This is a genomic window from Chryseobacterium sp. 'Rf worker isolate 10' (assembly GCF_050753305.1).
Taxonomy (GTDB): domain Bacteria; phylum Bacteroidota; class Bacteroidia; order Flavobacteriales; family Weeksellaceae; genus Chryseobacterium.
Genome location: NZ_JBOZOF010000001.1, coordinates 1,065,243 through 1,077,378, shown reverse-complemented (window position 1 = coordinate 1,077,378; position 12,136 = coordinate 1,065,243). Strand labels below are relative to the sequence as shown.

Genomic DNA, 12,136 nt, shown 5'->3' with positions numbered 1-12,136 from the left:
ATGAACTTTTTAAACAAAAACTATACGAAAGAATGCCTGACTTTGGCTCTGCCTGTGATGCTAACCCAGGTAGGGCAGGTTTCAGTAAACTTATTCGATAATATTATTGTCGGAAAACTTTTAGGTGCAGATGCATTGGCATCTGTATCATTGGGGAATGCTGTGTTTTTCTCCATATTTGTATTAGCCCTGGGCTTTTCATTTGCTATTCCGCCATTGGTTTCGGAAGCACACTCGAAAGAAGATCATGCTACAATCAATTCCGTATTCAGCCATGGTTTTATCATTAATATGTCTGTCGGGATCATCCTGATGGTTATTCTCCTTATGGGAATGCCGCTACTCTATCATTCCGGACAGCCGGCCAAGATCATTCCGGATACGGTAAGTTTCCTAAGTATAATGGTGGTCAGTATGATCCCGTTTATGGCGTTTCAAACGCTTCGTGAGGTTTCTGAAGGATTATCTTATACGATTGGAGTTACAAAAGCAACCATCATTGCGAATATCATCAATATTGTCTTAAACTATGTCTTTATTAAAGGACTTTGGGGAATACCTCCAATGGGCGTAAAAGGGTCTGCTTTAGCAACCTTGATTTCCAGAATTTTTATGGTTGTTTTCCTTTATTTTGTATTGCTTAAGGAAAAAAGAACAAGACGATATATCAAGGATTTTTCTTTAAAAATTCAGGTTTTCTCAAAGAAAATGTTTGATAAAATGGTAAAACTGGGATTACCAACAGCTTTACAGATGTTTTTTGAAGTAACGGCTTTCGCCGGAGCGGCATTTATCTGCGGACTGATCTCTGCTCATGATATTGCTTCTCATCAAATCGCCTTAAGTATGGCTTCTTTTACCTTCAACTTATGTGTTGGGTTTAGCGTTGCCTCTACAGTAATGATTGGAAGAAAATTAGGTGAACAGAACTTCGTTGAACTCAGAAAAGTAGGAATCAACAATCTTAAGATTGCCTTTATTTTTATGTGTATCTGCGGATTGGTGTTTATTTTAGGAAGAAATATCCTCCCGACATTCTTCACAAAAAAAGAAGAGATTGAAGTAATCAGCCTGGCATCAAAACTGATGATTATTGCAGCTTTGTTCCAGCTTTCTGATGGAATTCAGGTAACAGCTTTAGGAATGCTGAGAGGATTGCAGGATGTGAAAATTCCGTCTATTTACACCTTTATCGCTTACTGGGTAATTACTATTCCTTTGGGCTATTTCTTCTGTGTCACTTTAGAAATGGGAGCATTCGGAATGTGGATCGCACTCGGAATAGGATTGACAATATCCGCCGTTTTCCTTGTGAAACGATTCCTGAATATGTCTGCGAAAAGAGTAAAGCAGAATTCATAAAAACAAAATAGCTGTTTCAAATTTGAGACAGCTATTTTTATATTTTTTCGTTTTTTGCTTAACCGCAGATTTCATGGGTGAGCACAGATGATTGTATATAAACCCGTTTTACAAGTTTACCTTTTTTCTTTCTCTACAATTACAATTAATCTATCCTTCTTCCTAAAATTTTCAGACTTCTTTCAACGCCATCCAGAATGGCTACATTAGGAAGGCTTCCCCAATCTTCAAACCCAAAGTGCCTGAAAAGCTTTAAACTGGGTTCATTATGAAGGAAAATAAGCGCTACCAGGTTTTTTACTCCAAATTTTCCGGCATTATCAATACAATACTGAAGAATGGTTTTTCCATATCCTTTTCCTCTGCAGGTCTCATCCAGATAAATGCTTACTTCTACCGTACCATTATAGGCAGCCCTTTCATGGAATGAACTGAAACTTACCCACCCAATGATTTGATTCTGATTATCTTCAACTACCCAAAGTGGTCTTGTCTGAGGATTGTGTTCTTCAAACCACTTTAGTTTGCTTTCTACAGAGACTTCTTCCATGTCTGCAGTTACCATTCTTGAGGCAATTGTTGAGTTGTAAATGGCTACGATTTTATTTAAATCTGCCAATTCAGCATTTCTGAACTTTAATGTTTCCATGAATATTGTAATTCAACTTATTCTTATGCAAAAATACTAAATTTTAAAATCACCCTATATATTTCGGATGTTTTATCCGGATTTTTATATTAAAACAGAAAAAGCCCTTAAAATGACACCGTCATTCACATTTGTTTTAATATTTTTTTTTGATAATTGCAAAGTCGCAATCGAATTTAGACTTTGAATATTTTTAAGGTGAAAGGATTTTATCTCCGATAAAATTGAATACTGCTTATTTTTTTGAGTGATGGTAATTATTTGCTGAAAATCTTCGATTTTCTTGCCCCTTAAAATTCTAAATATCAAGTGGAAAAACTTTGCGATTTTCTAATAAAATTATTTCAAATCCTTTAAAATTCTATTCAAGCTTCTCACCGCAATGCCGAGATAGGCCGCCATATCCTCTTTGGAAATCTGAATATTCTGCTTAGACTGCATTTGCAGCAATTGTTTCAAAGTATGTTCTACTGTATATAGCTGTTGATAGGACGCTCTGCTGGAAGTATTGATAATTCTTTCTGCAAAAGATTCTAAAAGGAGATTGTTCAGAACGAGATCATTTTTGATCAAAGATTTGAAAGCAGGAATTTTCACCGCATACACCGTCACTTCCGTGAGGGCTTCAATACTGCACAGACAGTTTATATTTTTGATCAGTTCCACTTCTCCTATCACTTCCCCACTTCCCAGAAATTCTACGATATATTCTTTTCCATTTTCTTCAACAAAATAACATTTAACAATCCCTTCTTTAATCAGCATAACATGGGAAGGCAGGTGATCCTGTCTCAATATTTTATCTCCTGCAGAAAAAGATTTTAATGCAATATTATCACTACCACTCTGCTTTGCATACAGCTAGCTCATCAAGATAGTTTAAAAATGTATGATTTGTCCTTAACATATACACCCGGGACAAATGTCCTTTGCTTATTAAATTTTTATACTGAATTTTGCGGACAGAAAATTACAAAACAAAAATGAATAATCATATTACAACCATTGCTTTTGATGCAGATGACACACTTTGGATCAACGAACCTTATTTTCAGGAAGCTGAAAAAGAATTCTGCAGATTGATGGAAAATTACCTCCCACAACACTCAGTATCACAGGAATTGTTTAAAACGGAAATGCAGAATCTTCATTTATATGGTTACGGAGTAAAAGGATTCATGCTTTGTATGATTGAAACCATATCCAGAGTATCTAACAATACAGCGTCTTTAGAATTGGTCAATAAAGCCATTCAACTAGGTCAGGAGCTTCTTCGGAAACCTATTGAACTGTTGGATGGTGTTACGGAAACTCTTGAAAGCTTAAAGGGAAAATACAGGCTGGTTGTTTCTACAAAAGGTGATCTTTTGGATCAGGAACGTAAACTAAAAAATTCGGGATTACAGGACTATTTCCATCATATTGAGATCATGAGTGATAAAAAAGAACATGATTACAAAAAGCTTTTGAAGCATCTGGACTGCCAGCCTGAACATTTTCTGATGCTTGGAAATTCTATTAAGTCGGATATTTTACCGGTATTGGAAATCGGAGGTTCTGCAGCACATATTCCTTATCATGTCACATGGAGCCATGAGCAGCATGATGTTAATCTGGAGCATCCGAATTTTATGGAACTTAAAAGTATTAATGAAATTCTTAAATATCTTTAAAATTTAAACCATTAAGTTTTATGAAGATGATTAAGATGAAGCTTCGCTTTAAGTTTTAACACAACTTCCTTGTTATATTTTTTAATCAAAAAAAAGAGACTGTTTATGGTAAACAGTCTCTTTTTTATTTATTTCTTCAGGCACTTTTCAAGGAACTGATCTTGTTCCCATAAAAGGTGTAAAATATTTTCTTTAGCCTGATATCCATGGGCTTCTTTTGGAAGAAGAACCATTTTTACAGGAGCACCCAGATTTTTTAATGCCTGGAAGTATCTTTCCGTCTGCAAAGTAAATGTTCCAGGATTGTTATCCGCATCACCATGAATCAGAAGAAGCGGTGTCTTCATTTTGTCTGCGTTCATGAACGGAGACATCTTGTTATAAATCTCCGGAATATCCCAATAGTTTCTCTGCTCGCTCTGGAAACCGAATGGCGTCAAAGTTCTGTTATAAGCTCCACTTCTTGCAATTCCACATGCAAAAAGATCAGAATGCGTCAGAAGGTTTGCAGTCATAAATGCCCCATAAGAATGACCTCCAACAGCAACTTTCTTTCTGTCGATATACCCCAAATGATCTACTGCATCAATTGCAGCGGCAGCATTGGCAACCAATTGCGGAATAAATGTATCATTAGGTTCTGTTTTTCCTTCACCGATAATCGGGAAAGCAGCATCATCAAGAACAGCATACCCTTTCGTTGTCCAATACACGAAAGATCCGTAGTATGGGAATGTAAAATCATTCGGGTTTTGAGTGTTCTGCCCTGCTGTATTTTTATCTTTATATTCTGTAGGATAAGCCCAAATTAGTAACGGAAGCTTCTCTTTTTTCGCTTTTCTGTCGTAATTAGCAGGAAGATAAAGTGTTCCGGTCAAGGTAACACCATCATTTCTCTTATAAGTAATTACTTCTTTGTAAACATCTTTGATACTTTCAAAAGGATTCGCGAAGTTGGTTACGGCTTCTTCTTTATTAGATTTAATATTCTTTTTGAAATAATTAGGGTAAAGGCTCGGTGACTGTTGAGTTGTAAGAATTTCACCTTTTGAAGCATTAAGGATATCTATGATTTCTTCTTTACCGTTTTTTATATTAGAAGTGTAAAGTCTTTTCTTTTTCAGTGATTTTACATCCATTTCATCAATAAAAGGATGTTGTCCGTCTTTTGTAAATCCGTCTCCAATCAGATAGGCTTTTCCGCCTTTCATATCGATTACATTTCTTCCGTACTGATTTTTCGTTGTGTTGAAATTTCCCGGATCACTGTAAACATCCTGATAATTTCTGTCATCGAAAACTTTAGATTCTCCGTTGTTAGTATCTATCAGATAAGATTTTGTATTTCTTGTGTCATACCAGCCTTCAGAAACAATGGCATAATGATCATTAGTCCAAACTACATCATCATATCTCTGTTTTGTTTTGAAGAAAGATTTAGGAGCCGCTGTAAATGGAGCTTCCCAGGTAAATACCTCATCTCTGTAGTCTGCTGCTTTAGACTGATCTCCTCCATCCAAAGCTTCCGCAAAGGTAAGAGTAGCGGGAGCATCACTTCTCCAGGACATATCTCTTTTTCCGGTTCTTACGGATGAGAATCCTTTCGGCATAATTTCATTCAAAGGAACTTCATTTACTGTTTTCACAGCATTTCCTTTCATATCATACACAACAGTTGTTGATGGAAATCGATTTAGAGGAACAATATAGGAAAACGGCTTTTTGATTGTTGTAGCCAACAGATAATTTCCGTCAGGAGAAAAACTTAATCCAGCATACATATCCTGGTCTTTCAGTTTCTTAAGATTTCCTGTAAGATCTGCATTGTAGATTTCAGAAGCGGTAAGAGTTTCAAAGTTTTTTTCATCCTGAGGATTTTTCAAAAGATCCTGATATGTTCTGTTTTGAGAAACTTTACCATCTGCTGTTGAAACAATAGGACCTGTCGGAAGGTCTTTGCTTGCATCTATAAGAGCAGGTCTGTTTTGTGGAATTACTCTGATCAGGAAGCTTTGCGAGTCATTATACCATACATATGGCATTCCTAAATTGGCATTCAGATTATCAGCTGTAATTTTTTTGGCAGAAGCAGTTTCCATATCCACTACCCAAAGCTCTACCCCTTTAGCGGTTGTATTGGTAAATGCCAGTTTTTTTTCATCCGGAGAAAATGAAACATAGGTGATTTTTGGATTGGAAGGCAGATTTTTTACCTGAATCTCGTTTTTATCATTGATCTTTCTGATCTTCAGATTGTTTGAATAGGTAGTACTGCTTGAAATATTGGTAACCGGATTGATTCTAAGCCCGCCAAGTTTCATTTCCTGCTGGCTGAGATCTTCCAGGGTTTTATATGTTGGACGATACGTAAACACCACCCAGTCTTTTTTACTGTTCATCAAAACACTTGGTGGCCTTTGATAATCTGCCAGTTTTAAGATTTCAGCTGATGGTTTCTGGTAAGTGATATTCTCCTGTGCATCATAAAAATTGAGAAATGCCAGAAGGCAGATGGTCAGTTTTATCTTCATATAAATTCATTTTCTGCGAATGTAGTGAATTTTAAAAGATTTATAAAATTAAATAAATAAGACACTTTTTAGTGCCGTATTCGTTTTTTTATTACATTTACTTTACAAATTAAAATAATATGAAAAATTTAAAAAAATTATCAAAAGTACATTTAAAAACAATCAACGGCGGAAGTGCTCCATTATGTGATGCAGGCTATATGGCTTGCAGAGTAAAAGACGAAAACGGAAAGCTGATTTGGGAGTGTTTACCTCACTGCAATTATTAAGAACAAACAAGGCACTTCATTTTCTGAAGTGCCTTGTTTATTTTATTTCATTTTATTCTTTTGTAAGATTACCAGTCTGAAGCTCTTTTTCTTCTCTCAATCATATGATCTACTGAAATTTTTCCAGCCCCGATTACCATTAATAAAAGATAAACGGAAAGATAGACAAGAGGCATTTCTCTCTTTTCAAAAGAGTCTCCACCATGTACTACAAAACCAGCAATAATCATTGTAAAGATCAGAAATCCCAGAGAAACTCTTGTAAAAAGACCTAATATAAGTAGTATTGAACATACAAATTCAGCAAAAACCGTAAGAATCAGTGATATCTGAGGCCCAAGTCCCATAAAATCGAAAAATTCGATTTTACCGCCTGCCAATAGCATCTGAAGTTTTGGAAAACCATGAGAAAGCATGGCGAAACCTACAAACACTCTTACCACTAATAAAACAATATCTTTAGGTATTGAGCTCGAATTTGAATTATTATAGTTCATGTACTAAAAATTTATACTAAGGTAATAAAAATCTTTTAATACAACGGGATTCCGGCGGTTTTAGTTTAACGGTAACCGAAATTTTTAAGATCTCTATCGTTCTTTCTCCAATCTTTTTTCACTTTTACAAATAGATTGAGGTGAATTTTTTTGGTGAAGAATTTCTCAAGATCCATTCTTGCTTCAGTTCCTACCTTTTTGATAGCTTCCCCTTTGTGCCCGATAATAATTCCTTTTTGGGTATCTCTTTCTACATAGATAATGGAGTCTATGAAAATAATACCTTCTTTTTCTTTGAACTGTTCAGTCACTACTTCTACAGAGTATGGAATTTCTTTATCATAATTCAAAAGAATTTTCTCACGAATTGCTTCGTTTACGAAAAATCTTTCAGGCTTATCGGTATACTGATCTTTATCGTAGTAAGGAGGATTCTCAGGAAGCAACGATTTTATTTTAGGCAAAATAATCTCTGTATTGAAGGCATTCAATGCAGAAATTGGTAGAATTTCAGCTTTTGGAATTCTGGCATGCCAATCTTCAACCAATTTTTCAAGACCTGCCTGATCCGTCTGGTCTACTTTGTTTAATAAAAGAAGTACCGGTACAGGGATTTTATTCAGTTTATCAATCAAAAATTCTGATGGTTCTGCTTTATCAGTAACATCTACAATAAACAGGAAAACATCTGCATCCTGTAGAGAGTCCTTTACAAAATCCATCATTTTTTCCTGCAATCCGTATTTCGGATCCAATACTCCGGGAGTATCAGAAAATACGATCTGAAGGTCATCTTCATTATAAATCCCAAAAATTCTGTGACGGGTTGTCTGCGCTTTCTGCGTTACAATCGCCAACTTCTCTCCCATTAATTGGTTGAGTAAGGTCGATTTTCCCGCATTGGGCTTTCCAACTATATTAACAAATCCAGCTTTGTGCATAAAAATAATATTACGAACTGCAAAGTTAGTAAAACAAAATTGGTCTTTACAGTTAATCTCAATATTTAAAAGAAAAAAGAGAGTTATATGTCTAAATATATTGTGAGGAAAGGGAAATTTACATTGACTCAATTACTGGGCTAACCACCCCGTCAAAATTTTTTGAATTTTTGCCCCCCTCTAGAAGAGGGGAGTTTTCACCCTTTCTGTTGTAATATTGACGATAAATAAATTGAATTCAGAAGAATTTTGATTATATGTACTGCAATATTTCTTATAAAAATTACCCGATAATTTTGTATTGCATTAGTTAAAACTGATATTTTTGACTATTAGAATTCATCTTTATGAATATAGACCAGATTCTTGACCAGGTTTACCTTCTTCCTGAAGCATCAAAAAACAGTTTAAAAGAACATATCACAGAGGTTTCGCATCCTAAAGGCTTTTGTCTGATGGAAGCCGATAAAGTAATTCCTTATCTGTATTTTATCCGAAAAGGAATTGCAAGAGCCTATTCTTCAACGGCTGATAATGATATCACTTTTTGGTTTGGAAGTGAAGGACAATGTATTCTTTCCATGAAAAGTTATGTACAAGACAAGCCCGGCTATGAGAGCATCGAACTGCTGGAAGACTGTGATCTGTACAGAATGGAAACAGAAAGTCTCAGAAAACTTTTTAATGAAGATATTCATATTACCAATTGGGGAAGAAAACTGGCAGAAGCAGAAATGATAAAATCCGAAGAATTGATTATTTCACGACAGTTCAAGACTTCTCTGGAACGCTACAAAGATATTATGGCTTATCAGCCGGACTTACTTAAAAGAGTTCAGCTGGGTTATATTGCGTCTTATCTTGGGATTACACAGGTGAGTTTAAGTAGAATTCGGGCGGAGATAAAATAATTTCAATTTTGAGGATGGAAGCAGGAAGAATGAAGATGGAAGTTATTATCACTACTTCCATTCAGTTCTTATCTTTTCTTTAAACTATCTTCCAAGTTCATGTTTTAAGGATTGAAGAATTAAAAGATTCTTATGTTTTGGCTAAAGCCGGAGGAGTGGTACTATATATTGAGAGCGGACTAATGTCCGCCCCTATTGATAGACCAATATTGTTTCTTATTTTTTCCAGCTTCCATCTTCTTTTCTTCAATATCTCCACATCTTTATTTTTTAACAATTGTAAAATTTTTTCTCCTTTCAAATTCTGAAATTTGCAGTAGAAAAATTTAAAAAATGAATTGGTTAATATTAGTTATCGCGGGATTATTTGAAGTTGCCTTCGCATCATGTCTGGGAAAGGCAAAAGAAACATCAGGAACTGAGATGTACCTGTGGTATACCGGCTTTCTGATAACGATGACGATCAGTATGCTTTTGCTGATCAAAGCTACTCAGACGCTTCCTATCGGTACTGCTTATGCGGTATGGACAGGAATTGGAGCTGTAGGAACTGCTTTAATGGGAATTTTCTTCTTTAAGGACCCTGTAAGCTTTTGGAGAGTTTTCTTTATTGTAACACTTATTGGATCTGTTGTAGGATTAAAAGCCGTTTCTTCATCACATTAAAAGTGCATAAACTTCTATCTATATTTAAAAATGGAAGCCGTCTTTGTTATAAAGGCGGTTTTTTCATTCATTTTATTATCGTGATTAAATTGAATCAGGAAAAAGAAATTCTTTTATATCTTTACCGTAAACTTTTAACTCATGAAAAAAATGCTATTCCTTTTAGCAGGTAGTTTACTGACTGCCCAGCAAACCTCTGAATTACTTTCCAATACGTGGTATATTTCCAAAATGGTAACAAGCAGCGGACAAACAACCAACACTCCCTTAATTGATAACGGAATTCCTGCCACTACATTTAATTCAGCGGGAGGAACAAGCTATGTTATTAATTCCAAATATTATAATACTTCCATGATGGGTTTCGGGGTTATGCCCGGAGGCAACAATCTTATCAAAACATCAAGCTCATGCACTCTTTTGTTTTATAACGGAGGAAATGCAGCCCCTGTTCGTGCTTATGATCAGAAAAACTGTGACATTTATGGCTTAGGAGCTTATGCATCAATATACAGTTACCAAATTACAACCAGCGGCAATGTAAAGACTTTGGTAATGACAGATCCCTCAGGAAACAAAATCTACTATAACAACACCTCACAGCTGAGTACCAAAGAAACTGAAGCTGTAAAGAAAACTTTCAAAACATATCCCAACCCTGTAAAAGAAGTCTTAAACATTGAAAATATTGAGAAAAACCTTTCCCTTAAAATTTTTGATCTGTCAGGGAAACTAGTTCTGGAAACTAAAACAAATGATAGTAAAATATCAATTGATACAAAGAGCCTACAGAAAGGACAATATATTGTATCAGTGGAAAATTATAAGCCTTATCCTTTTATTAAAGAATAAAATAGGACCTATTATATAAAAACCCGTTTCAGTAGTTGAAACGGGTTTTATTTTATTTCTTGTAAACTATAGGTAAGATTTCATTGTGTCTTAACCCATATTTTTTTATTTCTTCTTCAGAGAATTTCTGTGAGTAGAAGTTCTGTTCTATTTCGAAGCCAGCTTTTTTTAGGCGGTCAAAATAATCCATTCCGTACCAGCGAACATGATCGTACTGTCCGAAGTGTTTCTGGCGTTCTTTTGGGTCTTTAATAGTAAAGTCTTCATAGGTTTTCTCCAATGAATTTTTCATCGGAACCTGAAGTATTCCCCATCCGCCGGGCTTCATTACTCTGTACAACTCGCTCATTGCTTTTGCATCATCTTCAATATGTTCCAGAACATGGTTACAGAAAACGATATCAAAACTGTCATTTTCGAAAGGTAAATTCAGGATATCAGCCTTCACATCCACAATGGGAGAATAGAGGTCTGCTGAAATATAATTCAGATTGCTCATTCTCTTGAATTTCCTTAAAAATTCCTGTTCGGGAGCAATATGCAGAACTTTATAATTTTTAATAAAAAAATCAGTTTCGTTCTGAAGATACAGCCACATCTGACGGTGTCTCTCCAAACTTAGCGTTCCCGGAGAAAGAGCATTTTCTCTTTGTTTTCCATATCCGTATGGAAGAAATTTTCTATACGATCTTCCATCAATAGGATCATAAAACTCATCTCCTTTGAAAAACTGATAAATAAGCGGTCTTGCCCAGATGCTCATTTTAATAAGCATTGGACGTGGAATTTTATTCAGTAAAAGCTTCGTTAACTTTTTCATTAAAAATCCAGTTGGAACTGCTTTTCTTCATCACTTACAATCCCTAAAGCTTCGTATACATAATCAAATGTTGAAAGCAATACCGGCTTACCATTAATCACCGCTACATCATGTTCAAAGTGAGCAGATGGCATATTATCTAAAGTTGTTACCGTCCAGCCATCATTATGGAATTTCACTTTCTCAGTTCCCATGTTAACCATTGGCTCGATAGCAATTGCTAAACCGTCTTTAATAACTTTTCCGCTTCCCTGTCTTCCGTAGTTAGGAACCTGTGGATCCTCGTGCATTTTTCTTCCCAACCCGTGTCCTACAAGCTCTTTTACCACTCCATATCCTTCTTTTTCACAATGTTTCTGGATTGCATGGGAGATATCTCCTATTCTTTTTCCTCTTACACACTGCTCAATTCCTTTGTACAGAGATTCTTTGGTAACCTGTAGTAATTTTTTAACCTCAGGTTTCACTTCCCCGATTTCAAATGTATAGGCGTGATCTCCTACGAAACCATTCAGAATAACTCCACAGTCTACAGAAAGAACATCTCCTTCTTTTATCACATCATTGTTTGGGAAACCGTGAACTACCTGCTCATTTGGGGAGATACAAAGAGAATTCGGAAACCCTCCGTACCCTAAAAATGCAGGCTCAGCACCATGATCTTTGATAAAATCATGAGCCAGTTTATCTAAATATAAGGTAGTAATCCCTGGTTTGATTTCTTTTGCCAACATTCCCAATGTTTTAGAAACCAGTCGGGCACTCTCCTTCATAAGACGTAATTCGTCTATCGTTTTTAATTGAATCATTGTATTATAGATGTTAGATATTAGATGTTAGAAGCTAGATTAAAGCATTACGCTTATTTTTGCTTCCTATCATCTATAGGCTTTCTATCATAAATTATAAAAAATCAGAAGCACCTGATATTAAAAAACTAACCTCTAATATCTAGTGTCTAACTT

The 12,136-nt window shown here is 35.5% G+C and carries 13 protein-coding genes; 6 read left to right on the top strand and 7 right to left on the bottom strand.

Features of this window, described 5'->3' with window-relative positions; translation table 11 throughout:
- Positions 1 to 1,362, top strand: coding sequence for an MATE family efflux transporter (locus tag LKL37_RS04715; protein WP_431609441.1), 1,362 nt, complete (start codon positions 1 to 3; stop codon positions 1,360 to 1,362).
- Positions 1,363 to 1,507: 145 nt separating this feature from the next.
- Here the strand turns inward: LKL37_RS04715 and LKL37_RS04710 are convergent, their stop codons facing one another.
- Together LKL37_RS04710 and LKL37_RS04705 are read right to left on the bottom strand one after the other, a co-directional pair.
- Positions 1,508 to 2,011 (bottom strand): N-acetyltransferase family protein, encoded by a 504-nt coding sequence (locus tag LKL37_RS04710; RefSeq protein WP_431609440.1) that lies wholly within the window; start codon positions 2,009 to 2,011, stop codon positions 1,508 to 1,510.
- Positions 2,012 to 2,350: 339 nt separating this feature from the next.
- The gene (locus LKL37_RS04705; protein ID WP_431609439.1) at positions 2,351 to 2,806 is read right to left on the bottom strand and encodes a Crp/Fnr family transcriptional regulator; all 456 of its coding nucleotides are present in this window, start codon (positions 2,804 to 2,806) and stop codon (positions 2,351 to 2,353) included.
- Between the two features lie 188 nt (positions 2,807 to 2,994).
- On the opposite strand from LKL37_RS04705, the gene LKL37_RS04700 reads away from it, so the two are divergent.
- Positions 2,995 to 3,684: an HAD family hydrolase gene (locus tag LKL37_RS04700; RefSeq protein ID WP_431609438.1), complete on the top strand. Its 690-nt coding sequence runs from the start codon at positions 2,995 to 2,997 to the stop codon at positions 3,682 to 3,684.
- 128 nt (positions 3,685 to 3,812) lie between these two features.
- On the opposite strand, the gene LKL37_RS04695 is transcribed toward LKL37_RS04700, so the two are convergent.
- The gene (locus tag LKL37_RS04695; RefSeq protein WP_431609437.1) at positions 3,813 to 6,215 is read right to left on the bottom strand and encodes a prolyl oligopeptidase family serine peptidase; all 2,403 of its coding nucleotides are present in this window, start codon (positions 6,213 to 6,215) and stop codon (positions 3,813 to 3,815) included.
- Between the two features lie 119 nt (positions 6,216 to 6,334).
- On the opposite strand from LKL37_RS04695, the gene LKL37_RS04690 reads away from it, so the two are divergent.
- A complete protein-coding gene (locus LKL37_RS04690; protein WP_431609436.1) occupies positions 6,335 to 6,484 on the top strand; it encodes a bacteriocin-like protein in 150 nt (49 codons plus the stop codon).
- A gap of 68 nt (positions 6,485 to 6,552) precedes the next feature.
- Here the strand turns inward: LKL37_RS04690 and LKL37_RS04685 are convergent, their stop codons facing one another.
- Both LKL37_RS04685 and era read right to left on the bottom strand, forming a co-directional pair.
- On the bottom strand, positions 6,553 to 6,981 hold the full coding sequence (locus tag LKL37_RS04685) for a DoxX family protein (RefSeq protein WP_431609435.1): 429 nt from the start codon (positions 6,979 to 6,981) through the stop codon (positions 6,553 to 6,555).
- Positions 6,982 to 7,046: 65 nt separating this feature from the next.
- Complete coding sequence (gene era / locus LKL37_RS04680; protein ID WP_105703444.1) at positions 7,047 to 7,922, bottom strand: GTPase Era; 876 nt, start codon at positions 7,920 to 7,922, stop codon at positions 7,047 to 7,049.
- Positions 7,923 to 8,269: 347 nt separating this feature from the next.
- On the opposite strand from era, the gene LKL37_RS04675 reads away from it, so the two are divergent.
- From LKL37_RS04675 to LKL37_RS04665, 3 genes are all read left to right on the top strand, one after another.
- Entirely contained in the window at positions 8,270 to 8,833 is a 564-nt protein-coding gene (locus LKL37_RS04675) for a Crp/Fnr family transcriptional regulator (protein WP_431609434.1), read from the top strand.
- 333 nt (positions 8,834 to 9,166) lie between these two features.
- Complete coding sequence (locus LKL37_RS04670; protein WP_431609433.1) at positions 9,167 to 9,499, top strand: DMT family transporter; 333 nt, start codon at positions 9,167 to 9,169, stop codon at positions 9,497 to 9,499.
- Between the two features lie 141 nt (positions 9,500 to 9,640).
- The gene (locus LKL37_RS04665) at positions 9,641 to 10,351 is read left to right on the top strand and encodes a T9SS type A sorting domain-containing protein (protein ID WP_431609432.1); all 711 of its coding nucleotides are present in this window, start codon (positions 9,641 to 9,643) and stop codon (positions 10,349 to 10,351) included.
- A gap of 52 nt (positions 10,352 to 10,403) precedes the next feature.
- On the opposite strand, the gene LKL37_RS04660 is transcribed toward LKL37_RS04665, so the two are convergent.
- Together LKL37_RS04660 and map are read right to left on the bottom strand one after the other, a co-directional pair.
- Entirely contained in the window at positions 10,404 to 11,171 is a 768-nt protein-coding gene (locus tag LKL37_RS04660) for a class I SAM-dependent methyltransferase (RefSeq protein ID WP_431609431.1), read from the bottom strand.
- Positions 11,171 to 11,980 (bottom strand): type I methionyl aminopeptidase, encoded by an 810-nt coding sequence (gene map / locus LKL37_RS04655; RefSeq protein WP_431609430.1) that lies wholly within the window; start codon positions 11,978 to 11,980, stop codon positions 11,171 to 11,173. The genes LKL37_RS04660 and map overlap by 1 nt, the downstream gene beginning before the upstream one ends.
- Positions 11,981 to 12,136: the final 156 nt, after the last annotated feature.

Coding starts and splice junctions, on each gene's coding strand:
- LKL37_RS04715 (WP_431609441.1), top strand. CDS start 1: ATGAACTTTTTAAACAAAAACTATACGAAAGAATGCCTGACTTTGGCT.
- LKL37_RS04710 (WP_431609440.1), bottom strand. CDS start 2,011: ATGGAAACATTAAAGTTCAGAAATGCTGAATTGGCAGATTTAAATAAA.
- LKL37_RS04700 (WP_431609438.1), top strand. CDS start 2,995: ATGAATAATCATATTACAACCATTGCTTTTGATGCAGATGACACACTT.
- LKL37_RS04695 (WP_431609437.1), bottom strand. CDS start 6,215: ATGAAGATAAAACTGACCATCTGCCTTCTGGCATTTCTCAATTTTTAT.
- LKL37_RS04690 (WP_431609436.1), top strand. CDS start 6,335: ATGAAAAATTTAAAAAAATTATCAAAAGTACATTTAAAAACAATCAAC.
- LKL37_RS04685 (WP_431609435.1), bottom strand. CDS start 6,981: ATGAACTATAATAATTCAAATTCGAGCTCAATACCTAAAGATATTGTT.
- era (WP_105703444.1), bottom strand. CDS start 7,922: ATGCACAAAGCTGGATTTGTTAATATAGTTGGAAAGCCCAATGCGGGA.
- LKL37_RS04675 (WP_431609434.1), top strand. CDS start 8,270: ATGAATATAGACCAGATTCTTGACCAGGTTTACCTTCTTCCTGAAGCA.
- LKL37_RS04670 (WP_431609433.1), top strand. CDS start 9,167: ATGAATTGGTTAATATTAGTTATCGCGGGATTATTTGAAGTTGCCTTC.
- LKL37_RS04665 (WP_431609432.1), top strand. CDS start 9,641: ATGAAAAAAATGCTATTCCTTTTAGCAGGTAGTTTACTGACTGCCCAG.
- LKL37_RS04660 (WP_431609431.1), bottom strand. CDS start 11,171: ATGAAAAAGTTAACGAAGCTTTTACTGAATAAAATTCCACGTCCAATG.
- map (WP_431609430.1), bottom strand. CDS start 11,980: ATGATTCAATTAAAAACGATAGACGAATTACGTCTTATGAAGGAGAGT.